Genomic DNA, 23,978 nt, shown 5'->3' with positions numbered 1-23,978 from the left:
TAGTACTGAACATAGCTCCAAGACTACCTCTTAAGTTAAGAGGGGCGAAGTGTCTGGATCTTCAAGGGGCCAATCTAGCGACTTGCCAGAAAGGCATGGCTGAATGGTGCTTTACCTTCCTCACTTTGGAACGCTTGGGCAGAAGTGCGTCCAGATGCCCTTTCCATCTGGCAGGATTCTCGCCAGACACAACTCCCCGGGCTTTTGCTGAATCCCAAATCAATTCAACGCGATTACGGACTCGTGACGCTGTTTCAGTCTTGGTCTGCCATATCGGTTGCAAGACTTTAAGGATGTGCTCAGTAGTAATCTCACTGGGCTGTAGTTTTCCAATCAGTGGATATGCGTAGTGCTCTAGGGTATTGCCCCATTGCTGGGCATGCTTGACGCTTTTCCATCCAGCCCGGTGTGCCTGAATGTACAAATCTCCCAGTTCGCGGAAGGTGATCGCTCTCCTTACCTCATCCTCAGCCGCTTTAGCTATGGCACGCTTCTCACTGATTGGATCGCCGCCTTGTTGGGTAATACGTCTAGCCTCGAAGGCAAGGGTCCTAGCTTCTGCTAGATTGACTCCAGGGTATGCCCCGAGCCCCATATCCCGAAGTTTGCCTGCCTGGCGATAGCGATAAATCCAAGATGCTCCACCTCCTTTGCCGATCTTGAGGTAAAGACTGTTCCCGTCATTAGTCATACCGGGCAGCCCAGCCTTACATAGCCTCTCGACTGTTCTAGCAGTTAGTTTCCCCATTTTTGCCCACACTCCTGTTGGTTCAATGGGTTAGGCGATTGCGCTGGGTTACAGCCCATACTGAATTCATAACTCGCCAGCCTATACTTTGGCCCATACTTTAGCGCCGGATTCGGGAGGTAGCCACAGGAATAGTTCGGAATGGTTGTCTTGTATCTATCAGCAATATATAGGGTTTTTATGGAGTGATGAGGAATGGCTCGGAGTCGATATTGGCGGACTGTCTCTCCGCCATCTTCAAGGCCCAAGCTGCCAGCCAGCTTGGGCCTTTCTCTATTTGCACGCTTGCCGGCTTGTTACCGGCAGGGCGCGTCAGGGCCGGCATGCCGGCGCGCCGGTGGCAGGGGCAGAGCGCCACTGCCAGGGTCTTGTCACGGCGTTACATGCTGGAGAAGACGTTCATGATCACCCCGCCCGAGATGATCAGCGCCATCGCCAGGATGGCGGGCAGATCCGGTTTTTGCTTGTAGAGGAGCATCGAGCAGATGGTGACCCCGACGATGCCGAAGCCGCACCAGAGCGAATAGGCCACCCCGACCGGAATGGTGCTCATGGCACGGGTGAGGGCGAAGTAGCACAGGCTGTAGGCGCAGACGACCAGAATGGATGGTCCCAGTCTGCTGAAACCGTTGGTCTTCTTGATCATCGAGGTGCCGGTGATCTCAGAGCCGATAGAGAGCGCCAGCCATAAAAATCCGAAATTAAACATGGGTCATTCCTTTTGCGTCAGTTGGCGATGTTGTTGTTCATGGGGGGAGTGAGCGGCTCGGCGGAGGCGTCGCTGCCCTCTTCGCTGCCCATCTTGGAGAACAGGTTCATGATGACGATGCCGCTGGCGATGACGGCCATGCCGATCATGGCGGCGGTGTCCGGGTGCTGGCCGTAAAACGCCATCCCCAGCGTGGAGACCACCAGGATGCCGGTGCCGGACCAGGTGGCGTAGGCAAGCCCAACGGGAATGTCTTTTACCGCGCGGGAGAGGGAGTAGTAGCAGGTGCAATAGAGCAGCACGAGCAGACCGAGCAGCAGCATCTTGGTGGTTCCTTCACTGCTGCCAAACATCTTGAGGGTGGAGGTGGCCGAGGTTTCGGACACGATCACCAGCAGCATCCATAGCCAACATTTTGTTTTTGAAGACATAAGTTAAACTCCGGGTTTGTTATTTAAGGTAAGGTTGTTTTTCTTTTCTTCTGTTTTTCAAAAAATCGATGGCGGCATCGGTCAGTTGGGCCTCGGCCGTCTGTGCCAGCGCCGGATCCTTCTCAACATCGCTGACCGTGAGATAACGGCGCGCCGTGCCCGCGGGCACCGGGGCCGCGTCGTTCGTCGGAGTCAGCTTCTCCAGCAGTTCATTCATGGTGCACAGCACCACACCGATCTCGCCCAGACGGTTGAGCGCCGCCTGCATATGCCCGGCGTATGGCGTGCTCGGTTGCGCCCCCAGCAGCTGATTCAGTTCGCTGGCGGGATCGCAGTGATAGCGCAGCGCCAGCACCGGCAAGCCGCTCAGCAGGGCATCGTGCAGCCGCCTGGCGACGGGGCTTTGCAGCGAGCCGCTCAGCAGATCCATCGCCAGCGGGTAGTCGAGAAAGGGCAGCACCAGCGCGCGATAGGGAGCGGGCGGCAGGGCCTGTTGCCAGACGTTGGCCGGCACTGTCTCCCCCAGCGGTTGCCACAGCGCGCCATCCTCGATCTCTGCTGCCAGCGCAAGCTGCAGGGGCTGCCCACAGCGGGCCAGACGGTTTCGAATGGCCTGCCGATAGCCCTGGGCCGCGGTCACCATCACCAGCAGTGGTGGCTGCAGGCGCCTGAGTATCTGTTCGACCAGGCGTTCGATCTGTTCGTCGGTCATGGGGATCTCCGTTAGCCGAGCAGCCTGACTTGCGCGCCGTTTTTCAGTCCGGCGGCGTTGGCCTCTTCGGTATCGATGTGAAATTCCAGCACGAAATCGTCGCGTACCCGCACCACCACCTCATCGAAGGTCAACTGGCGCTCGCCGTCGCTGCGCACCCTCACCTTCTGGCCGTGGGTCACGTTCAGCTGGCGGGCGTCGTGTGGCGAGAGGTGGATATGGCGCCAGGCGCAGATCACCTGGGAGCGCAACTCCACGTGGCCGGCGGGGCCGATGAGCAGGGCGCTGCCGGTATTTTCCAGCTGGCCTGACTCACGGACCGGCGCCTTGATGCCGAGGGTGAAACAGTCGGCGCGGGAGATCTCCAGCTGTGAAACCGGCCGGGTCGGGCCGAGTACCCGTACCCGGGTGAGCGAGCCCTTGGGGCCGACCACGGTGACGCACTCTTCGGCGGCAAACTGACCCGGCTGGCGCAGCGGTTTGAGCGGCGTCAGGGTGTAGCCCTTGCCGAACAGGGCCTCCACATCCTGTTGTGCCAGGTGGACGTGGCGATTCGAGATGCCGACCGGGATCGCCGGGCTGACCAGGCTCAGACGGGCAGCGATCTTTTGATGCAGCTGGGGATCGATCATGCTTTCTTCCCTTTTCTTGCCGCGCCCTGTCGGTCTTCCGCCTGATCCGTGGCAGGCTGGCTGGCCGGTGGAGTGGCCGGTGGAGTGGCCGGTTCGGTATCGGCACTGCTTTCCGGTGACAGGGCCGGCACAGCGCTTGTTGCGGTAGTCATCTCCTTCTTGGTGCTGGCCGGTGCGCGCGGCGGGTAGCCCTTGAGGTTGCCGAGCGCCGCTACCGCGCTTGGCTCCGGACGGGCAATCACCAGGGAATGGACCTGCTGGTCGATGGTGGCGGCCACCGCGACGCCACGCTCGATGGCGGTGTGGATGGCGCTGATCTCCCCCTCGAAGCAGACACTCACCAGCCCTGAACCCACCTTGCGATAGCCGATGCAGCTGACGCCTGCCGCTTTGCAGGCGGCGTCCACCGCCTGAATGGCGGCGACCCATCCTCGCGTTTCAATTACGCCCAAACTTTTCATCGTCGACTCCTGTTAATGGCGGACCAAGCGAATATCGAAATCAAATTGTGCAAAGAAGGCCTCCAGCCGATCCAATTCGTCCGGCGTGTAAGAGGGGTCTTGCACAATCGGGTAGGGCATATCCAGCCGCTCATATTTCTTGCGGCCCAGCTGGTGGTACGGCAGCATGTCGATCCGCAGGATATTTCCCCGCTTTGCCAATTTCTGTACATATTCGATGGCGCCGGTAATGGCATCCCATGAATCGTTATATCCACGGATGAGCGGCATGCGCACAATCACCTTGGCGCCGTAATCAACCAGCCATTCCAGATTGCGGCGAATACCTTCATTGCCGATACCCAGCATCGCCTTATGCTGTTCGCTGTTGATTTGCTTGATATCGAACAAAAAGGTATCGGTGACGGGCGCCAGCTGCTGGTAATTGGCCAGCGAGGTGGTGCCCTGGGTCTCGATGGCGGTATTGATCATCATTTTCTTGCATTCGCTAAACAGCGCGACGGCAAAGTCGGTCTGCAGGCTCATCTCGCCGCCGCCGATGGTGACGCCACCGCCGGAGGAGATGTAAAAGTCATAGTCCTGCATGATGATCTCCATCAGCTCGCTGACGGTGACATCCTTGCCCATGATGTCCAGCGCATGCTGGGTGCAGACCTCTTCGCATTTGCGGCAGCCAATGCAATCCTTATTGCGATCGACGAAGTGTTTCATGCTGCCGTTCTCTTCGGCCCGGTAATGGACTCCGGCCGGACAGACATTCACGCAGTCACCGCAGTTGATGCATTTGTCGTGTGAAAACATCACCTGAAATTGGCTGCTGAGCCCTTCAGGGTTGGCGCACCAGGGACAGCGAAGGTTGCAGCCCTTGAAAAAAACCAGCGTGCGAATGCCATCGCCGTCATATATCGAATATTTCTGGATATTGAATATGCGGCCGGTTAATTCATTATTTGCGATCACGCTTGCCTCCTCTCCGGATGTGGCAGGCCGCAGTCGCATTATTTGCGACCTGCCATTGCGGAGTACTTCCGGTTATTTTTGCGATTAAGAAAGACGGGTTATCAACGCATCGATCAGAACTTCTCAATCACGGTGCGGCTGATGATCTCGTCCTGCACCTCTTTGCACAGCTCGACAAAATAGGCGCTGTAGCCGGCGACGCGCACGATGAGGTCGCGGTACTTCTCCGGCTCCTGCTGCGCCTTTTTCAGCACCTCGTTGTCGACATAGCTGAACTGCATCTGGCCATTGCCGAGGATGGAGGCGGTGCGCAGCAGGGTGATGAGGCCATGGCGTCCCTCCTGGGTATCCAGCAGCCCCTTGAGGAACTTGAAGTTATGCACCATGCCGATGTTCATGGTCTCCACGTTCATCTTGCTGACGGACTTGATGATGGCCGTCGGCCCCTGCTTGTCCGCCCCCTGGGTCGGGCTGATGCCGTCGGAGAGCGGCATCCAGGCCAGGCGCCCGTTCGGCGTGGCGTTGGTCAGCTCGCCGATGGGGGTGTTGTTGGAGATGGAGAGGGTGCCGTGGCTCAGGGTGGAGTAGAGCATCTTGTACTTGCGGCACTCTCGCTCGGTCCACTCGGTGATATCCAGCGCGTACTGGTCGACGTAGTTGTCGTCGTTGCCGTACTTGGGCGCATTGAGGCAGTCGCGGCGCAGCGCTTCAAACCCTTCGAAGTTGGCCAGCAGGGCATCGCGAATTTGTTCGAGTGTGTATCTTTGCTCCTCGAACACCAGCTTGCGGATCGCCGCCATGGAGTCGACATAGGTCGCCAGCCCCGAGAAGATGAGGCCCGGACCGTGGTTGACCACGGCGCCACCTGCGGCGACGTCCTTGCCCTTCTCCATGCAGCCTTCCACCAGCAGTGACATCAGCGGTTTCGGCGCCACGTCGCGGTGCACGCGCTGGCTGATCACGGTGCCGATGGCCGACAGGCGAACGATGTGGGCAATCTGCTGTTTGACCGCCGCATCGAACTGCTCGAAGGTGCGCAGCTCGCGCAGGTCGCCGGTATCCAGCCCCTGATGGCTATCGAACAGCACCATGCGTCCCCGGTTGAGCACGAACTCGATGGCGATGGGCCACTGGGTGTAACCGGTGGAGGTCCACTGATAGATGCGCCCCGACTTTTGCGGCTCGACGCAGCCCATCAGGCAGTAGTCGCGGGCGTCTTCAAAGTCGAAGCCCTTGCGCAGCATCATCTTGATGTGGGAGTCGTCGAAGTGGCAGGCCGGGAAACCCATCCCCGCCTTCACGACGTCGACGATCTTCTCCATGTATTTCTGCGGTGACTGGTTGTGAATGCGGCAGGCCAGCGACGGCTGGTAGACCTTCACGAACCGCACGGCATCCATGATGAGGTAGGTCAGATCGTTGCAGGCATCGCCACCGCTGCGCTTCTGGCCGCCCACGGTCAGGTTGATGAAGGGCTGGTAGCCGGCGAAGTATTTCGCCCCCAGCTCGCTCGACATCCACATCAGCTCGGCACACTTGATGATGAAGGCCTGCATCAGCTCGAGCGCACTTTCGTGGGTCAGACGACCCTCGCGGATATCCGCTTCGAACATGGGGTAGCAGTACTGGTCGACCCGACCGAGTGACAGGCCGGTCTGGTTCTCTTCGATCTCGAACAGCGACTCCACCGTCCAGATGCTCTGCAGCGCTTCTTGCAGGGTCTTGGGCGGGTTGGCCGGCACGTTCTCGTTCACCTCGGCGATGGTCAGCAGCTCGGCGCGGCGCTGGGCATCCTGCTCTTTGGCCGCCAGTTCACGGGCATGGGCCGCGATGCGGCGGGCGTAGTTGATCACCCCTTCGCAGGTTTCGATCGCTGCCTTGTAGTAGTAGATGCGATCGATGTCGTCCGGGTTCTCCATGCTCAGCTGGTCGAGATGGGCCTGGGCGTCGGCCTTGATGCCGTTCATCCCCTTGGTGAACAGCAGCACGTCGTAGCCCGGACAGGTGTCGCCGCCCCCGTTGATCTGGTGGTAGGAGAGGTCGCTGACGAAGGTCTCGCCGCTGAAGGCCCAGACGCCGGCTTCCCGGTACTGTGCTTCGCAAATCTCGTCCAGCGAGCGACCTTCCCAGAACGGCACTATCTCTTCGCGGATGGTTTTCTTGTCCGCTTCGCTGATTTCAAAGGGATCTTGCGGACGGGTGCTCATGGTATCGAGCTCGTCGCGTACCCAGCGCCAGGCAATGTCCGGCGAGAAGGCGCCGGCGCGCGGCTTGCCGCACGGGTGGCCGACGATCAGCTCGTCGTTCTGGATAAGGATGGGGGCGGTTTCACAGGCGTGACGAAACGCCTTGGCCCGCAGCAAGATGGTCGGCATGCCAGGGTTGGCCTTGACGACCTCGGTAAAGGCCAGTGCCCGGTAGATGGAGACGCTGGGGCGCACGGTCAGATAGTGGTTGCGCAGGCGCTGCAGGCGCGGTGTCAGCCCCTCTATCACCGGCGTATCGGCACAGGCGGCGAACGGGGCGGCAGAGACGTGCTGCACTCCACGAAAGAGGCGAACCGGCAGCTTGAGGGCGCTCAGGTTTTGCTGGGCGCAGAGGAACATCTCGGAGAGCGGGTTGATGCTCGCCTGCTCCAGGCTGGCGCCGTGCAGCAGGGCATCAAACATGGGGTAGCCGTCGATGGCGCAGGTGGCGCGCACTTCGCTCAGCTCTGCCAGCTTGAACCACAGGCACTCGACGATCTCGTACGCCTGTGGTTCGGTCAGCGCACCGTTGGCGATGTCGCGCTGGAAGTAGGGCAGTAGCGCCTTGTCGGCCCCTTCCGGGTTGACCGCATAGCTGCCGTTGTCGAGTTGAAGCGCCAGCTGGAACAGGTAGAACGACTGGCAGGCCTCTTTGAAGTTGCGCGCTGGATGGGCCGGTACCTGGTGCAAAATGGCGGCGCTGTCGCGCAGCTCGGCTTGGCGGAACGGGTTGGTTTCGGCGGCGGCCAGGGTTTCGGCGCTGTTGGCCAGGTTCTGTGCCAGTGCCATCAGGGCATCGCAGGCGTGGATGGCGGCGCGGCAGCCGTTGACTTCGTCCATGCCGCTGCGGCTGACGGCGCTGCCCAGCGCGCGGGTTTTCTCTTCCAGCTGCTGCTTGATGGCCAGCACGCCCTTCTCCACCACCAGCTTGTAGTCGGGGGAGTCGATGGCGCTGTTCAGATTCAGGAACTGGAAGGTGGACGGGCGCTGCCCGGCACTTTCGTCGTGGAAAATGGCGCCGTGCGGGGTGCGGGTCTGGTTGCCGACAATCAGCTCGTCGGCACTGATGGTCAGCGGCAGCTGGCGCATCAGCTCGTAAAAGCGGCGTGCCGGTTTGACGGCGGCAGGAATGCCCGCGATGTCGCCATCCAGCCCGCTCAAAATCGTGGCGTGTTCGCTGCACAGGGTGCTGGTGTGCGCCAGTAAACGTTCAGCCAGCACGTTGACGCGCGGCGTTAAGCTGTAGTGTGCCATGAGGTAGGTTCTCCAGTTCTTGTTCTTAGTGGCCGGCGGCGAGAGTGCCGCACCATGCCTTGCGATAGAGTTCGGTCAATGCCCGGGCATCCGGTGCGCGCGGGTTGGTCGGGGTGCAGTTGTCGCGCAGCGCCTGGCTGACCATCTCCGCCAGCCGCTGGTCGAAATCGGCTGCGAGGAGGCCGGTATCGCCAATGCCGGCGGGCATCTTCATCTCCTCTTTGAGCGCCTGGATGGCCACCAGCAGGCTGTTGACCCCCTCGCGCGGCGTCTGGGCGGGCAGGTCCAGCAGGTGGGCCAGGCGGGCATACTTGTGGGCAGCCTGGGTATCACACTGCCCGTCGTGGTCGGCGTTCCATGCCACGACCTGCGCCATCAGGAGCGCGTTGGCACGCCCGTGCGGGACGCGGAACACGCCGCCGAGGGCATGGGCCAGGCTGTGGGTGATGCCGAGCGAGGCGTTGGTGAAGGCCATGCCCGCCATGCAGGAGGCGTTGTGCATCTTCTCCCGCGCCAGCAGATCGTGGCCGTCGCGCCAGCAGGCGGGCAGGTAGCGAAAGACCTGTTGCACCACCTTCTCCGCCAATGCGTCGGAAAAGTCGCTGGCCGCCCGGGAGACATAGGCCTCCAGCGCATGGCACAGCACATCCATCCCGGTGTCGGCGGTGATGGCGGGCGGTACCGATGCCACCAGCGAGGGATCGAGAATGGCGATATCCGGCAGCAATGACGGGTCGACCAGCACCAGCTTCTCGCTGCGGGCCTTGACCACCGAGAAGCTGGTCACTTCCGAACCGGTGCCGCTGGTGGTCGGGATGGCCACGAAGCAGGGGCGCTTGCGCCCCAGGTTCGGGCGGGTTTGCGCCAGGGCGAACATGACCGCTTTGGCTGCATCAATCACCGAACCGCCGCCGAGCGCTATCACCAGATCCGGATAGCAGCTGTCCATGAGCTTCATGCCGCGCACGACCGTGGTGATGTCCGGATCGGCCACTACATCGTCCCAGCACTGGAACGGGATGCCGCGCTGGCGCAGGATCTGCGTCACCCGGTCGGCCAGGCCAACTTTCACCATCATCTGATCGGTGACCAGCAGCGCCTGGCGGGCGGGCACTTCAGCCAGGGCGGACAGGGCGTCCTGACCGAAGCGGATCCGGGGTTTCAGCAAAAATTCACTCATTGGGTCATTCACTCCTCAAGCGTCCCGAAACACCTTCTCGACAATGGCGACCACCGACATGGCCTTGTAGCGGTCTCTGTTGAGCGCGAGGTACTCCTCGGCCAGTACGACGTCGTGCATGCCTGCGCCGACGCTGTCGACGGCGACCCAGGAGCGGTCCTTCATCGGTTGCTGCTGATCGTCCAACTGGGTGATGAGCAGCAGGTTGCTGCCACGCAGCTCATCGCATTTCTGCGTGGCGACGACATGTCCGGTTACCTTTGCGAGAATCATGGTTTTTATCGCCTTATCTCAATGGGTTACTTGCCAAGGCGCTCAAGCACCTGACGGATGACCCGCTCCACATTCTGCTCGCTGATCTCGCCGCCGACCTCGGCGCTGGCGCCGGCAAAGCGGTCGTCGGCGCTGTGGCAGGCCGGCGCCGAGGCACTGAAGCGGGCATCATCGAGGATGCTGCAGGGCTGGGGCGCGGCCGGGGCGGCGCTGGCGGGCTGCACTGCAACCGGCTGGATGGGGGCGCGCAGCTCTTCAATGGTGCGCACGCCATAACCCACCTTGCGGATGTTGAGCAGGTTCATCGGGCCGACGTTGTCGGAGCTGGAGCCGCCGCCGACGGCGCCGCAGCCGAGGGTCAGTGCCGGCGTGAGGTTGGTGGTGGCACCGATGCCGCCGAGGGCGGCGGGGGTGTTGATCAGGATCCGGTTGACCGGTTTTTCCAGGCTGAACTGGCGGATCACGTCCTGATTGCGGGTATGGATCACCAGGGTGTGGCCCAGCCCTTCGTTGGTCAGCAGCTCAACCACCCGATGACAGGCGGCGCGCCACTCCTCTTCCACGTAGAGGCCAAGCACCGGGCAGAGCTTTTCACGGGAGTAGGGATTGCTGTGGGAGACGGTGGTCTGCTCGGCCACCAGCACGCGGGTGCTGGGGGAGACGCTGAAACCGGCCAGCTGGCTGAGATGGAGTGCCGTCTTGCCCACCACTTTCGGGTTGATGGTGCCGTTCGGGCGCAGCAGCAGGGCGGCCATCTTGGCGGCTTCGTCTTCGTTCATGAAGTAGGCGCCCTGGGCCGCCAGCTCGCGATGAACCTCGTCGTAGATGCAGCGTTCGACGATGATCGACTGTTCGGAGGCGCAGATCACGCCGTTGTCGAAGGTCTTGCTGGTGATGATGTCCTTCACTGCCTGGTGAATGTCGGCGCTGCGCTCGATAAAGGCCGGGCCGTTGCCCGGGCCGCCGCTGATGGTCGGGGTGCCGGAGGCATAGGCCGCGCGCACCATGCCTTCGCCACCGGTTGCCAGGATCAGCGACACGTCCTTGCTGTGCATCAGCTCGGAGGTGGCCTCCAGGGTCAGCTGGGTGACGCCGTCCACGATGCCCGCCGGGGCACCGGCGGCTTCGGCGGCGCGCTTGACGATTTCGATGGCTTTCCAGCTGCACTGGCGAGCGCCCGGGTGCGGCGAGAAGATGATGGCATTGCCCGCCTTGAGGGCGATCAGGGTTTTGTAGAAGATGGTGGAGGTCGGGTTGGTGGAGGGTACCAGAGCGCAGATCACGCCCAGCGGCACGCCCACGTCCATCACTTTTTTCGCCTGATCGTCATGAATGATCCCGACGGTCTTCATCTCTTTGATGGCATCGTAAACGTGCAGCGAAGCGAACCGGTTTTTCAGCACCTTGTCTTGCCAGTTGCCAAAACCGGTCTCTTCTGCGGCCATTTTCGCCAGCGTTTCGGCATGGCGCGCGGCTTCTTCGGCCACGTTTTTCACGATGGCGTCGATTTTCTGCTGCGAAAAGGTGGCCATAATCACCTGCGCCTGTTTGGCGTTGCGCACCAGTTCTCTCGCGTTCTGGCGGGAGAGCAAATCGGTATCGAGTTCAATCATGAATCTATCCTTCATCAGACTAAAAAAGTGCGGGCGGGGCGTGCCCTTTCAGGTCATGCCTTGTGCTGCGCCGCGATTTTTTCGATGTCGTTGTGCGGGCGTGCGATGACGCGAGAGGTGACCACTTCGCCAATGCGTTTCGCCGCTTCCACACCGGAATCCACCGCCGCATTGACCGCGCCGACGTCGCCTTTCACCATGGCGGTGACCAGGCCAGAGCCGACGTTCTCATAGCCGATCAGCTCGACGTTGGCGGCCTTGCACATGGCATCTGCCGCTTCGATGCAGGCCACCAGGCCTTTGGTCTCAATCAGACCAAGCGCTTCTTTCATCATGTTCTCTCCCGTTATTCGGCAATTTTGTAGTGGGCGACAATCTTGCTGATGTCGTTGTGCGGACGGGCGATGACCAGCGAGGTCACCACTTCACCGATGCGCTGTGCGGATTCCACGCCAGAGTCCACCGCGGCTTTCACGGCTCCTACGTCGCCTTTCACCATGGCGGTGACCAGGCCAGAGCCGACGTTCTCATAGCCGATCAGCTCGACGTTGGCGGCTTTGCACATGGCATCCGCCGCTTCAATGCAGGCCACCAGGCCCTTGGTTTCAATCAAACCCAATGCATCACCCATTTGCGATCTCCCGGCCTCAAGCCTTGTGTTTAATGACGATTTTGTTGATGTCGTTGTGCGGACGGGCGATGACCAGCGAGGTCACCACTTCACCGATGCGTTGTGCCGACTCCACGCCGGAATCCACCGCCGCTTTCACCGCGCCGACATCCCCCTTCACCATGACGGTGACCAGGCCGGAGCCGATGTTTTCATAGCTGATCAGCTCCACGTTGGCGGATTTGCACATGGCATCCGCGGCTTCAATGCAGGCCACCAGCCCCTTGGTTTCGATAAGCCCCAATGCATCACCCATGGTGATCTCCTCAGAACAGATTGTGTGGTGTGGTTAAGGAACTCCGCCCGTGTCACGGCGTTGAGCCACGGTTGCGGCGTTCAATCGCCACTATAGGTACTGGCGGTATTTGTGGAATTTGAATCTGTAAAATTGAGATATTTAGTTTGTTGTTCTGGATTTATGATTTTTACAAGCCGTATTTATCTATTTATGCTGCGACCACGAGGCTGTTTTCGCCTTGCATAAGGCCGAATTCAGGCCCGGGAAAAGATCGTTGGTCGATGTTAATGAGTTGTTGGGTAATGGGGGCCGAGAGGTAATTCGGCCGGCTGCTAACTGTGGCGGAGCTCATGTTTTGCTGGCGAGGCTAAATGTAAAAAGTGAGCCGGGTGTGACGGGGAGGATAGATAAAGGCGGTGAGGGCGGGTCAGATGGGAGAGGTGGCATTGAGAGCGGGGCGCGAGTCATGTGGATGCCGGCGCGAGAGTACGTGGGGCGGGCTGGAAAAGTAGCAGGTGCCGGTCCAGCCTGGTGGATGCGCAAGGGGCGTCTTGTCGGCACGGATGTGCAGTCGGGGGAAGGGGTGGCAGGCCGAATCAGGGCTGAGTCATCAGGGGCTTGCGCGGGTCAGGTTGCGGGGGCCGGGCGATATGTGTGCGTCATCGACGCTTGGGTCGGGACCACCGGCGTATTGCCGGGACTAGTTCAGTTCGCTGCCGGATTTGAGGGTGCAGATCCAGAGCGGCGAGTTGATGGAGCTCAGCAGTATGGCCTGCTGATTGAGCCGCTGGGCGCTCAGAAACAGCCCATCGTGACTGTCGGACATCTCGCGCATGAAGTAGTCGAAGATGACATCCGGCGATTGATCGATGGAGGAGGCGCTCGCTTCCCATTTGTTGATGCGGTACTGACGCTCGGTGGCGGAGACCCGGTTGCTACTGTAGGTAAACGTGACGTAGCGCTGGAGGTAGAGCCAGCCTGCGGCCGAATCGGTATAGCCTTCAACCACCATGGAGCCTTTCCCTTGGCGGCCGAAATTGAAGTGGATGTTGCCGTTGACGTTCTCTTTGTTCATGTCCTCAAAGCGCATGATGCCTTTGGTGGCGCAGCTCATGACGCCATCATTTTCGGTGGGCAGCTGGTAGCAGGCATAGACTGCCGCAGCTAGGAATACTGAGCAGGACAAAAGAAAGAAGGGACGCGGCGCAAGTCTCATCACGGCTTCCAGGAGTAGTAGAAATAGTTGTCGCAATAGCTGAACGGGTTGTCTTCATGCATGGCGCAGTGAGCCAGAAATACCCGGCCCAGGCCGTTGGTTTCCAGTCTGTCCCCGTAGAAAAACAAAAAACGCTCGCCGGGTTTGCAGCTGATATTCAAACGCTGGCGCACCTGCTCGAAATGCTCACCATAGGTCGTGGCGCTGACCGAGCGCAGCATCTCGTCGCTGGCCAGCAATTCGCACTGGCTGTTGGGGATCCCGGTCAGGGTGACGGGGCGTGGCTCACGGCCATTCAACAGACCGAATGCCAGCAGCATGAGGGCAAATGCGAGCATGCAGCCCCCCGCGATGTACCAGCAGATGCCGCGTGAACGGGGGGTGAGGGGAAGTGGCCATTCGGCAGGGTCGAATGCCGGCTCGGCGGCGGCGACCGTGGAGGGCGAAGGTACTATTTCAATGGACGATGCTGGCGCATTTTCAATAGGCTCGATGATGACCTCGGGATTGAGCTGCAAATAACCGCGCGACACCGTGATGATGATATTGTCGATATCGTAGTGGCGAAAAGCCTTGCGCAATATGCTCAGGTATTGGTTGAGGTTGCTGTTTGATGAGGTTAATCCGTTATCGTCCCAAACTTTTTTAAGCACTTCCTCGCGGCTGACTATCCCGGTATTTCGCAAGAAAAAATAAAACAGCGCATTGGCGGTGATGGATAATTGGCTGTCCGGCTCAACGCTTTCCCGCTGAGTCAGGGAGCCATCGGTCGCGTCATAAATGAAGCGGGCATTGATGTGGTAGCGCATCTCGGCCTCAATCCATCAGCTTCACGTGGGGAGCGTCATAGTATGCAGGGTCTTGACCAGCGCCTGACGGTGCTCGGTGCTCATGGTGCGCCCTTCGGTCAATTCCGATAGCCAGATGCCGTCTGCGGCATAACGTACCAGGGTGCCGATATGGCCATTATCCAGCTCATCCCCTTGTGCCAGATGCGCCAGCATCCAGTCACGCCAGCATTGTCGCAGCACTGGCTCATCCGGCATGGCCAGCGAGAGCACCATCAGCTGACGGCTCTCCTGGGTATCCGTCAATTCAGGAGCAGAGAGATAGTGCAGGTAAGCACGGGTAAAGCGGCCGTAGGCGGTCTTGTCTGCCGCCATCAGCGCTGAGATGGCCTCTTCCATGATGGCCAGCAGACGCGCAAACAGGGCAAAGATCAGCGCCTGCTTGTTGGGGAAGTGGTGCAGCAAGCCCCCCTTGCTCACCCCGGCCTCATAGGCGACGGCGTTTAAGGACAGGGCGGCGATACCATCCCGGCCGGCGATGGTGGCGGCCGACTCCAGCAGTTGTCGATAAAGACGTACAGGGTCTTTTTTTCTATGTTGGGTTTCGATGTTCATGGCCCAATCATACCGACCAGACGGTATGATCATTCTTGATCGCCATCAATATGAGGAAATGGGGGGCGGGAGGAAAAGTCGTTATTGTGTGGTGCTTCACAAATAACCTTGAAATAAAGATGGAGTAGTCGCTTTAAATATTTAAATTGGATTTATTTGAGAACCTTATTTGTCAATTAATCACGACTTTCTTATCTCCTGTTTAAAGTCGCTTTCAATGAGAAATAACTATTTCAAGGAGTCTGGATAGGGATTAAGTTGTCATTTATTTACCTCATTGCAGCAATCATTTTCCTGGGTGTTTATCTCTTCTTGTTAACCAATGAGCGGTTGTTTTTTAGCGGGAAGGTATATATTTCTGCCACCTTTGGCCATGGCAGAAATATAAAAGAGCAGTGTGTTTGTTGGCGTCACCTTATTTTTCTAGGGGGGCGTCTGCCTCTTGCACCAGTTCGAGGAAGGCGCGCATGGCGGGGGTGATGCTGTGCTGGCGGGTGATGAAGGCGGTGTGGCCGATATCGCGTTGCGGTGCCAGCGGCAGGCAGACCAGATCCGAGAGCTTGCTGGCGGAGCGGGCGAGGCCGGCACTGACGATGGCCCAGCCCAGCCGGTGGCGCACGGCGCTCACCAGGTGAAACAGGGAGTCGGTTTCCAGCACCACGTCAAGCCGGACGCTGGCCCGCTCGGCGGCGCGGTCCAGATACTTGCGAAACTGCATGGTGCGGCTGGGCAGTACCAGCGGCCGCTGCTGCAGTGCGGTCAGGGTCAGCTCGTCGCCGGGGAGGCGCTGATCCGCCTCGTCGCGGTTCATCAGCACCGCCATCTGGTTGTGCCCCTGGGGGTAGAGGTGGAAGGTCTGTCTGGCGGCGCCGGTGAGCGGCTCGTCAAACCCCAGCCCGATATCGCACTGGTGCAGCTCCAGCTGTGACAGCAGGGCTTCGTTGCTGAGCACCGAGAGACGGATGACGATGTCGGGGTAGCGCTGCTTGCAGCGGGCGATTAGCGGCATGATGTCGACATTGGACTGGGGCACGATGCCGATGCGCAGGGTGCCGGAGAGCTCGCCATGAAACAGCGCCAGCTCCTGCTTGAGCGCTTCCTGCTCCAGCAGCATCCGCTCGGCATACTGGCGCACCAGCTCGCCCGCTTCGGTGAGGGCGACGAACTGGCTGGTACGCACCACCAGATCGGTGCCGAGGTTTTTCTCCAGTGCCGTGATGCTGGCTGAGAGGGTCGGCTGGGTGATGTGGCAGGCCTTGGCTGCTCTGGCAAAATGCTGGTGTTTGGCCAGTTCGTGGAAATAGTGCAGCTGCTTGATGTTCATGATCATTCGAGAGGCGAGGATGAATCTAAAAATTAATCAATTGAAAAAACGCCGTCAATAGAACAACTCTATTACCATATAGATTTATTTCATTGGTTTTGCGTCTGCCGCCTCTCTAAACTTGAATGCAGTTTGCATTTTTAGGCCAACCTGCATGCCTGCCTACGCGCCCGTCGACATCCCCGTCAATTTGCCTGCCTCGCCTTCACTGGATCATCTGGTGGAGGAGGTAGCCGTCGCCATCAACATCAATGGCATCAACCATGCGGTGATGATGGTGACCCCGGACGATCTCGATGACTTTGCCATCGGCTTTCTGTTTGGGGAGGGGATTATCCGGCACAACCACGAGGTCCACGACATCCAGATTGGGCCGGCCGAGCAGGGGATGGTGCTGGACATCACCATCGCCAACCGCTCCCTGGCCGCTCTGACCGAGCACAAGCGCCGGCTGACCGGGGCGACCGGTTGCGGCATCTGCGGCGTGGCGGCGGTGGAGCAGGCGCTGCCCGCACTGCCGGTATTGCCGCTGACGCCGCCGCTGGATGGGGCCTTGCTGGCGGGGCTGCGTGCGCAGATTGCCCAGTGGCAGCTCAAGGGTCAGCAGCATGGCGCCCTGCATGCGGCGCTGGCGCTGGATGCCGAGGGCCGGATCCTGCATTGCCGGGAAGATATCGGGCGCCACAATGCCCTCGACAAGCTGATCGGCCTGCTGCTGCGCCGGCAAAGTGCGTGCGACACCCTGGTGGTAACCAGCCGCTGTGGCAGCGAGCTGGTGCAAAAAGCCGCCCGCTTCGGCGCCCGTCACCTCATCTGTCTGGCATCGCCCAGTCAGCTGGCGGTCAGGTTGGCCCTCAAATACAACCTCAACGTCGTTCATATTCCCAAGTTTGATGCCCCGGTCAGCTATTCGAGCTATCGCCCGGCGGATCCCATCGGAGAGTGCCATGAGTCATATTGAAAAGCCCGCCAAAGCCGGCGGTTTTTCGTCCCTGCAATCCACCATGAAGCAGGTGCTGCGCAGCCAGAAGACCCGTCAGAACATCAAGAACCTGTTGCGGGTCAACCAGACCGACGGCTTCGACTGCCCGGGCTGCGCCTGGGGTGACAACGACCACGGCACCTTCCAGTTCTGTGAAAACGGCGCCAAGGCGGTGGCCTGGGAATCCACCGGCAAGACGGTGGGGGCCGAGTTTTTCGCCGCCCACTCGGTGCGCCAGCTGGCCACCCAGAGCGACTACTGGCTCGAGTATCAGGGGAGGCTGACCGAGCCGATGCGCTACAACCCGGTGACCGATCACTACGAGCCAACAAGCTGGGACGATGCCTTCGCCCTGATTGCCGACACCCTCAAGGGGCTGAATAGCCCGGACGAGGTAGAGTTCTACACCTCGGGGCGTGCCAGCAACGAGGTTTCTTATCTTTATCAGCTGTTTGGCCGCCTGTTTGGTACCAACAACTTCCCCGACTGCTCCAACATGTGCCACGAGGCGAGCGGGGTGGCGCTGATCCAGTCGGTCGGTATCGGCAAGGGGACTGTGGTGCTGGATGACTTCGACAAGGCCGATGCGGTGTTCGTCTATGGCCAAAATCCGGGCACCAACCATCCGCGCATGATGAATGCCCTGCGCCAGGCGGCGCGCGGCGGCTGCAAGATCGTCAGCTTCAACAACTTGAAAGAGGTGGCGCTGGAGCGCTTCGCCAGTCCACAGAGCCCGCTCGAGCTGCTGACCCCGGCGGCCACCACCATCAGCCACCAGTACCTGACGCCGAAACTGGGGGGTGACATGGCCGCCATCCGTGGCATGGCCAAGTACATCCTGGAAGAGGCGCCAGAGGCGGTGGATCGCGACTTTATCGCCCGCCACACCCGCCACTTTACCGAGTACGAGGCGCAGGTGCGTGCCACCGACTGGGCGGCGATCGAGCAGCAGTCCGGCCTGACTCGCGCCGATATCGTGCAGGCAGCTAAGGTCTTTGCCGCCAGCCAGCGCATCATCAGCTGCTGGGCCATGGGGGTCACCCAGCATCTGCACTCGGTCGATACCATCCGTGAAATCGTCAACCTGCACCTGATGCGCGGCCAGATTGGCAAGCCGGGGGCGGGGCTCTGTCCGGTACGGGGTCACAGCAACGTGCAGGGCAACCGCACCATGGGGATCAACGAAAAGCCCACCGCCGCTTTTATCGACCGGCTTGAGCGTCACCTGCAGGTAAGCCTGCCGCGGGCCCGTGGTCACAACGTTTACGAGGCGCTCAAGGCGCTGGACGAGGGCAAGAGCAAGGTGCTCATCTGCCTGGGTGGCAACCTAGCGGCAGCGGCGCCCGATACCGACTTCACCTACGGGGCGATGAAAAAGGCCGAGCTCAACGTGCAGATCAGCACCAAGCTCAACCGCAGCCATCTGCAGGTGGGCAAGGCTGCGTTGATCCTGCCCTGTCTTGGTCGCACCGAGATCGATATCCAGCGCAGCGGCAACCAGAAGATCACGGTGGAGGATACCTTCAGCATGGTGCACGCCTCGACCGGCGCGGCCGAGCCGGTGTCGCCGCTCTGCCTCTCCGAGACTGATATTGTGGCGCGGATGGCTCATGCCACCGTGGGCAGCGAGCGAGTCGACTGGCTGGCCCTGCGCGATGACTATGGCCGCATCCGCGATCTCATCGAGCAGACCATCGCCAGTTTTGCCGATTTCAATGCCCGCATCCAGCAGCCGTGCGGTTTTCATCTCGATAACTCCGCAGCGCTGCTGACCTGGAATACCGCCAGCGGCAGTGCCGAGTTTCGTGCCAGCACCCTGCCGCAATCGGTGTTGCCGGAGTGTACCCGCCATGCCGAGCAGATGGTGGATCAGCCGGTACTGCTGCTGCAGAGCCTGCGCTCTCACGATCAATACAACACCACCATCTATGGCATGGATGACCGCTATCGCGGCATCAAGGGCCAGCGCAACGTGGTGTTCATGAACGAGGCGGATGCTCGCCAGCTTGGCTTTGCCGAAGGGGATCGGGTCGACATGGCGGCCATCTGCAACGACGGGCGCGAGCGTAGCGTGACCGGTTTTGTGGTGGTGATCTACGAGATCCCGCGTGGCAACATCGCGGCCTACTATCCGGAAACCAACCCGCTGGTGCCCATCGACAGCATAGGGGCGGGCTCGTTTACCCCGACCTCCAAGTCCATCCCGGTGCTGGTGACTACTTCCAATCGGCAGGACAATCTGTTGCTGCTATGAACTGGGAGGTTTGCAGGCTTGAGCCGGTTCAAGCCTGCCAGCCCAATGCAGCAGAGCCCGGACATCCTATAAACAACAACGCCGCATAAGATATGCGGCGTTGTTGTTTGCGTGATTGGTGCCGGTAAGAGGAGTCGAACCCCCGACCTTCGCATTACGAATGCGCTGCTCTACCAACTGAGCTATACCGGCTTGCCACTAGATTCCCGAAAACAGTGGGGCAAGTCAATGAGCTGCACTCAGTTTTATGAGTGAGCTCATGTAGTTACGGTCAATATCAGAGGTCGGCGAACTCCGGAATATGGGCCCGGCCACGGCTTTCGAGAAAATCGAGCAACGCACGGGGGGAGCGCGCCAGGATCCGCTCTACCGGGAAGCCGGCCTCGGTGACCAGTCGGTGGCAGTGCTCGAAATCCCCGAGGCTGAAGGCCACGTGGGAGTCGGAGCCGAAGGTGAGGTAGGCACCCATGTCCCGCGCCGCCTCGACGATGGCGCGGCAGTTGCCTTCACTGCCCGGGCGGGAGTGGCTGAAGGAGGAGTTGTTGAGCTCCAGCGCCACCCTATACTCTGCCGCCGCCTTGACCACGGCCTGGATGTCGATGGGGAAGGCGGGATTGCCGGGGTGGCTTATCATGTCGACCCGGCCGCTCTTGATGGCGTTGATCATGGCCTGGGTGTGGGTGGCCTGGTCGCAGGGGGGGAACACCGGCTCGTGAAAGCCTGCCATGATCATGTCGAGCCGCGATTCGTAGCGCTCGGGGAAGTCGATCTCGCCATCGATGTTCTTGATGTTTGCTTCGATGCCGCGCAGGATGCCGACCCCGTCGACCACCCGTGGCAACACGTGCAGATTGACGAAGTGCCAGAAGTGAGGGGCATCGGCCATGTCGGGGCCATGATCCGTGGTGGCGAACAGCTTGATCCCCTTTGCCTTGGCGATGGGCAGGTAGTCGTGAATGGTGCTGTAGGCGTGGGTGCTGGCGACGGTGTGGGTGTGGGTATCGACCGTGTACTTCATCTTATCTTCCCCTCTGGCGTAAGGCGCCAGCATAGCAAAGGCGGCGGGTCGAGACCATGTCGTGGCTTGTCATACTTTGTCACAAATTGGGGTCTGGCTGACAAAGTTTGAACACGCTTGGCCGCCATGATGGCGTCATCGATGAAAGCCTGAACTCGCATCGATGGGTTGGATCAGGATGGTGCAACCTCTTTTCCCCGCCGTCGCGCCCTGCGACGGTTTTTTTTTTGCCTGTTTGCCTGTTTGCCTGTTTGCCAGTGCGCGGCGCGGTTACCGGGCAAAAAAATGCCCAACTAGCATGGAGCAGGTTGGGCGAGACTTAATGTTTAATTGCAGTGGCATAGGTATAGAGTCCGATTCGTCCGTGAAGTTCCCGCTTTGTTCCCCATTTTCAACAAAAACATTTCACTAACACCTGTTCACATTCTCTTGACACAAAAGGTTGTGAAACGTACTTTTTAAACATTCGTTTAAGTGAGGTGTCCTGTGAGTAAAATCGATACCAAAAACCGCATTCTCGATGCCGCCGAGGTGTTGTTTGCCGAACGGGGGTTCGCCGATACCTCTTTGCGTCTGATCACCAGCGAGGCCGATGTCAATCTGGCCTCGGTGAACTACCACTTCGGCTCCAAGAAGGAGCTGATCCAGGCGGTGCTCGATCGCTATCTGAGCCTGTTCATGCCCGAGCTGGATGCACGCCTGCATACCCTGATGGCGCAGGAGCAGCTGACCCTGCTGCAGGTGTTCGAGAGCTTCGTCGACCCGCTGATGAAGCTGGTGGCGGTGCGCACCAACGGCCCGGCCATCTTCATGCAGCTGCTGGGGCGCGGCTACATCGACAGCCAGGGCCACTTGCGCCGCTTCATCACTGCCCACTACGGCCCCATTTTGCAGAGGATCACCCAGGCCATCTCGAAGGCCAACCCGGCCTTGTCGCCGGCGGATCTGTTCTGGCGGCTGCACTTCACCCTGGGCACCGTCGTGTTCACCATGGCCTCGGCCGATGCGCTGCGCGACATCGCCCAGGCCGATTTCGGCCAGCAGCTCGATGTGGAGGGGCTGGTACGCAACGTCATTCCTTATCTGGCGTCCGGTGTCGGGGCGCCCGTGGAGTCGACCAGGCTCTCCCTGGCCGTGTAACAACCAACAATAAATCAACGGAAACAGTGAAATAGAAGGAACTTGAGTATGATCACATTGCTTATCCTGCTGGTGCTGGCGATAGCCGTCGTGCTCGGCGTGCCCTCCATCCGTAAAAAGGTGGTCACCCGCCCGGTGTTCGGCATCTTCAAGAAGATACTGCCGCCCTTGTCTGCCACCGAGCGGGAGGCCATGGAAGCCGGCTCCGTCTGGTGGGATGGGGAGCTGTTTCGCGGCAACCCCGACTGGAAAAAACTGCACGGTTACGGTAAAGCCGAGCTGACCGCCGAGGAGCAGGCCTTTATCGACAACCAGGTCGAAACCCTGCTCGCCATGGTCGACGACTTCAAGATCGTCAACGAAACCAAAGACCTGCCGGAGCCGGTCTGGGACTATCTGAAGAAGGAAGGCTTCTTCTCCCTGATCATCCCGAAATCCTACGGCGGCCGTGAATTCTCGGCGATTGCCAACTCCACCATCGTCACCCGCATCGCCACCAAGAGCCTGAGCGTGGCGGTCACCGTCATGGTGCCGAACTCCCTTGGTCCGGGCGAGCTGCTGATGCACTACGGCACCCAGGCCCAGAAGGACTTCTGGCTGCCGGGGCTGGCCAATGGCAAAGAGGTACCCTGCTTCGCCCTGACCGGGCCGGAAGCGGGCTCCGATGCCGGCGCCATCCCGGACAAGGGGATCGTCTGCAAGGGGATGCACAAGGGTGAAGAGGTGCTGGGTATTCGCCTCAACTGGAACAAGCGCTACATTACCCTGGCCCCCCGTGCCACCGTGCTGGGGCTGGCGTTCAAACTCTATGACCCGGAAAAACTGCTGGGTGACAAGGAAGAGCTGGGCATCACCTGCGCGCTCATCCCCACCAGCCACCCCGGCGTGCGCGTCGGCGATCGCCACTACCCCATGGGTCTGGCGTTCCTGAACGGCCCGACTTTCGGTAAAGATGTGTTCATTCCGCTGGACTGGATCATCGGCGGCCCGGATTACGCCGGTCGCGGCTGGCGCATGCTGGTGGAGTGCCTCTCCGCCGGGCGCGGCATCTCGCTGCCAGCCCTGGGTACCGCTTGTGGTCACATGGCGAGCCGCACCGTGGGCGCTTACTCCTACGTGCGCAAACAGTTCGGCATGTCCATCGGCAAGTTTGAAGGGGTGCAGGAAGCGCTGGCTCGCATCGGCGGCCTCACCTATCAGCTGGAGGGGGCCCGCCGCATGACCGCAGGTTCGCTGGACTTGGGTCAGGCACCGGCCATCGTCACCGCGATCTCCAAGTACCACATGACCGAAATGGCGCGCCAGATCATGGATGACTCCATGGATATCCACGCCGGTCGTGCCATCCAACTCGGTCCCAAGAACTACACCGGCTACGCCTACATGGGCATTCCGGTGGCCATCACGGTGGAAGGGGCCAACATCCTGACCCGCAACCTGATGATCTTCGGGCAGGGTGCCACCCGCTGCCACCCGTACGTGTTTGCCGAGCTGGAAGCGGCGGCCGACACCGATGTGGAGCGCGGTCTTGAGAAGTTTGACGCCCTGCTGCTGAAGCACATCGCCTTTGGTGCCGGCAACTTCTTCGGTTCCCTGCTCCAGGGGCTGACCCTGGGCCAGTTCAACAGCGCGCCGGTGGCTGGCGAAACTGCCCGCTACTACAAGCAGCTCTCTCGCATGAGTAAAGGGCTGGCGCTGTGCGCCGACGTCTCCATGCTGATGCTGGGTGGCGATCTCAAGCGCAAGGAGATGATCTCCGCCCGTCTGGGTGACGTGCTGAGCCACCTCTACCTGGCCTCCGCCACCCTCAAGCACTACGAGGATCAGGGCCGCATGGTCTCCGATCTGCCGTTCGTGCAGTACGCGGTGGAGCGCAACCTCTACCTGATTGGCAAGGCGTTCGAGGGCTTCTTCCAGAACTTCCCGAACAAGGTGGTGGGTGCCGTGCTCAAGCGCGTGGTGTTCCCATTTGGTGTCGGTTACCAGATGCCGGCCGACGATCGTTGCCACGCCATCTGTCTGGCCATGATGAAGCCGGGCGAATTCCGCGACCGTCTGACCGCGCTTTGCTACGTCGGCAAAGACGAGGCGGATCCGGTCGGTCTGATGGAGCGCGCCTTCCAGGCCATGGTCTCGGTGCAGCCCTACGAGAAGAAGCTGGTGCAGGCCCAGAAAGAGGGCAAACTGCCTCGCAAACTGGCGCTGCCGGAGCTGGTTGCCGCTGCCCTGTCTCAATCCATCCTGAGCAAGGACGAGGCGGACAAGCTGCTGGCCGCCGATGCCCTGCGCTACGAGGCGATCCAGGTGGACAACTTCGCCCCGGGCGAGCTGGAGGGGTTATCCCAGCAAAATCAGGTGGTACACGCCGCCTGAGAGAGCACTCACTCCTGAACCTGAAACCGGCCATCATGGCCGGTTTTTTTGTTTGTTAACCCTGCATTTACAACCTCGATTAATTCCAGTTTAATGCAATGGCCCCTCACCCTTGGGGCAGGAAGCAAGGCCAGCGGAATG

23 protein-coding genes and 1 tRNA gene are annotated in these 23,978 nt (G+C 60.3%); 4 read left to right on the top strand and 20 right to left on the bottom strand.

What is annotated here, in order from left to right:
• Positions 1 to 61: 61 nt before the first annotated feature.
• From OKB87_RS18125 to OKB87_RS18040, 18 genes are all read right to left on the bottom strand, one after another.
• The gene (locus OKB87_RS18125) at positions 62 to 748 is read right to left on the bottom strand and encodes a tyrosine-type recombinase/integrase (protein ID WP_270828210.1); all 687 of its coding nucleotides are present in this window, start codon (positions 746 to 748) and stop codon (positions 62 to 64) included.
• A 379-nt stretch (positions 749 to 1,127) separates the two neighbouring features.
• A complete protein-coding gene (locus OKB87_RS18120; protein ID WP_010634671.1) occupies positions 1,128 to 1,457 on the bottom strand; it encodes a DMT family transporter in 330 nt (109 codons plus the stop codon).
• A 17-nt stretch (positions 1,458 to 1,474) separates the two neighbouring features.
• A complete protein-coding gene (locus tag OKB87_RS18115; RefSeq protein ID WP_016350021.1) occupies positions 1,475 to 1,888 on the bottom strand; it encodes a DMT family transporter in 414 nt (137 codons plus the stop codon).
• Between the two features lie 19 nt (positions 1,889 to 1,907).
• Entirely contained in the window at positions 1,908 to 2,600 is a 693-nt protein-coding gene (locus OKB87_RS18110; RefSeq protein WP_270828209.1) for a hypothetical protein, read from the bottom strand.
• Between the two features lie 11 nt (positions 2,601 to 2,611).
• Positions 2,612 to 3,232: a phosphate propanoyltransferase gene (locus tag OKB87_RS18105; protein WP_270828208.1), complete on the bottom strand. Its 621-nt coding sequence runs from the start codon at positions 3,230 to 3,232 to the stop codon at positions 2,612 to 2,614.
• The gene (locus tag OKB87_RS23695) at positions 3,229 to 3,693 is read right to left on the bottom strand and encodes a BMC domain-containing protein (protein WP_270828207.1); all 465 of its coding nucleotides are present in this window, start codon (positions 3,691 to 3,693) and stop codon (positions 3,229 to 3,231) included. Before OKB87_RS23695 ends, OKB87_RS18105 begins: the two co-directional genes overlap by 4 nt.
• A gap of 12 nt (positions 3,694 to 3,705) precedes the next feature.
• The gene (gene cutD / locus OKB87_RS18095) at positions 3,706 to 4,653 is read right to left on the bottom strand and encodes a choline TMA-lyase-activating enzyme (RefSeq protein ID WP_045529475.1); all 948 of its coding nucleotides are present in this window, start codon (positions 4,651 to 4,653) and stop codon (positions 3,706 to 3,708) included.
• Between the two features lie 113 nt (positions 4,654 to 4,766).
• On the bottom strand, positions 4,767 to 8,153 hold the full coding sequence (gene cutC / locus OKB87_RS18090) for a choline trimethylamine-lyase (RefSeq protein ID WP_270828206.1): 3,387 nt from the start codon (positions 8,151 to 8,153) through the stop codon (positions 4,767 to 4,769).
• Between the two features lie 25 nt (positions 8,154 to 8,178).
• Positions 8,179 to 9,333, bottom strand: a complete 1,155-nt coding sequence (locus tag OKB87_RS18085; protein WP_270828205.1) for a 1-propanol dehydrogenase PduQ — start codon at positions 9,331 to 9,333, stop codon at positions 8,179 to 8,181.
• A gap of 15 nt (positions 9,334 to 9,348) precedes the next feature.
• Positions 9,349 to 9,606: a EutN/CcmL family microcompartment protein gene (locus OKB87_RS18080; RefSeq protein WP_010634663.1), complete on the bottom strand. Its 258-nt coding sequence runs from the start codon at positions 9,604 to 9,606 to the stop codon at positions 9,349 to 9,351.
• A 26-nt stretch (positions 9,607 to 9,632) separates the two neighbouring features.
• Entirely contained in the window at positions 9,633 to 11,219 is a 1,587-nt protein-coding gene (locus OKB87_RS18075) for an acetaldehyde dehydrogenase (acetylating) (RefSeq protein WP_270828204.1), read from the bottom strand.
• A 53-nt stretch (positions 11,220 to 11,272) separates the two neighbouring features.
• Positions 11,273 to 11,554, bottom strand: coding sequence for a BMC domain-containing protein (locus OKB87_RS18070; protein ID WP_017408466.1), 282 nt, complete (start codon positions 11,552 to 11,554; stop codon positions 11,273 to 11,275).
• Positions 11,555 to 11,565: 11 nt separating this feature from the next.
• Entirely contained in the window at positions 11,566 to 11,850 is a 285-nt protein-coding gene (locus OKB87_RS18065) for a BMC domain-containing protein (RefSeq protein ID WP_011705244.1), read from the bottom strand.
• 16 nt (positions 11,851 to 11,866) lie between these two features.
• Positions 11,867 to 12,145, bottom strand: a complete 279-nt coding sequence (locus OKB87_RS18060; protein WP_010634659.1) for a BMC domain-containing protein — start codon at positions 12,143 to 12,145, stop codon at positions 11,867 to 11,869.
• A gap of 682 nt (positions 12,146 to 12,827) precedes the next feature.
• Positions 12,828 to 13,241, bottom strand: coding sequence for a FidL-like protein (locus tag OKB87_RS18055; protein WP_235333247.1), 414 nt, complete (start codon positions 13,239 to 13,241; stop codon positions 12,828 to 12,830).
• Positions 13,242 to 13,342: 101 nt separating this feature from the next.
• Positions 13,343 to 14,152: a winged helix-turn-helix domain-containing protein gene (locus OKB87_RS18050; RefSeq protein ID WP_270828203.1), complete on the bottom strand. Its 810-nt coding sequence runs from the start codon at positions 14,150 to 14,152 to the stop codon at positions 13,343 to 13,345.
• Positions 14,153 to 14,173: 21 nt separating this feature from the next.
• Positions 14,174 to 14,746 carry a TetR/AcrR family transcriptional regulator gene (locus tag OKB87_RS18045; RefSeq protein ID WP_270828202.1) on the bottom strand — a complete coding sequence of 191 codons (573 nt, stop codon included), beginning with the start codon at positions 14,744 to 14,746 and terminating at the stop codon, positions 14,174 to 14,176.
• Positions 14,747 to 15,161: 415 nt separating this feature from the next.
• A complete protein-coding gene (locus OKB87_RS18040; RefSeq protein ID WP_270828201.1) occupies positions 15,162 to 16,076 on the bottom strand; it encodes a LysR family transcriptional regulator in 915 nt (304 codons plus the stop codon).
• 148 nt (positions 16,077 to 16,224) lie between these two features.
• Here OKB87_RS18040 and fdhD point away from each other — a divergent pair, with 148 nt between their 5' ends.
• Positions 16,225 to 17,031 (top strand): formate dehydrogenase accessory sulfurtransferase FdhD, encoded by an 807-nt coding sequence (fdhD, locus tag OKB87_RS18035; RefSeq protein WP_270828200.1) that lies wholly within the window; start codon positions 16,225 to 16,227, stop codon positions 17,029 to 17,031.
• Positions 17,018 to 19,306 (top strand): FdhF/YdeP family oxidoreductase, encoded by a 2,289-nt coding sequence (locus OKB87_RS18030; RefSeq protein ID WP_270828199.1) that lies wholly within the window; start codon positions 17,018 to 17,020, stop codon positions 19,304 to 19,306. The genes fdhD and OKB87_RS18030 overlap by 14 nt, the downstream gene beginning before the upstream one ends.
• Positions 19,307 to 19,422: 116 nt before the next feature.
• On the opposite strand, the gene OKB87_RS18025 is transcribed toward OKB87_RS18030, so the two are convergent.
• A tRNA-Thr gene (locus OKB87_RS18025) sits at positions 19,423 to 19,498 on the bottom strand.
• Between the two features lie 85 nt (positions 19,499 to 19,583).
• Positions 19,584 to 20,324, bottom strand: coding sequence for a phosphatase (locus tag OKB87_RS18020; protein ID WP_270828198.1), 741 nt, complete (start codon positions 20,322 to 20,324; stop codon positions 19,584 to 19,586).
• Between the two features lie 486 nt (positions 20,325 to 20,810).
• On the opposite strand from OKB87_RS18020, the gene OKB87_RS18015 reads away from it, so the two are divergent.
• The gene (locus OKB87_RS18015) at positions 20,811 to 21,464 is read left to right on the top strand and encodes a TetR/AcrR family transcriptional regulator (RefSeq protein ID WP_011705252.1); all 654 of its coding nucleotides are present in this window, start codon (positions 20,811 to 20,813) and stop codon (positions 21,462 to 21,464) included.
• A 48-nt stretch (positions 21,465 to 21,512) separates the two neighbouring features.
• On the top strand, positions 21,513 to 23,837 hold the full coding sequence (locus tag OKB87_RS18010; RefSeq protein WP_270828197.1) for an acyl-CoA dehydrogenase: 2,325 nt from the start codon (positions 21,513 to 21,515) through the stop codon (positions 23,835 to 23,837).
• Positions 23,838 to 23,978: the final 141 nt, after the last annotated feature.

Source organism: Aeromonas sp. Y318-1, assembly GCF_027706125.1.
Lineage (GTDB): Bacteria > Pseudomonadota > Gammaproteobacteria > Enterobacterales > Aeromonadaceae > Aeromonas > Aeromonas hydrophila.
The sequence above is the reverse complement of the archived record's forward strand: the minus strand, read 5'-3'. Positions and strand labels throughout refer to the sequence as shown.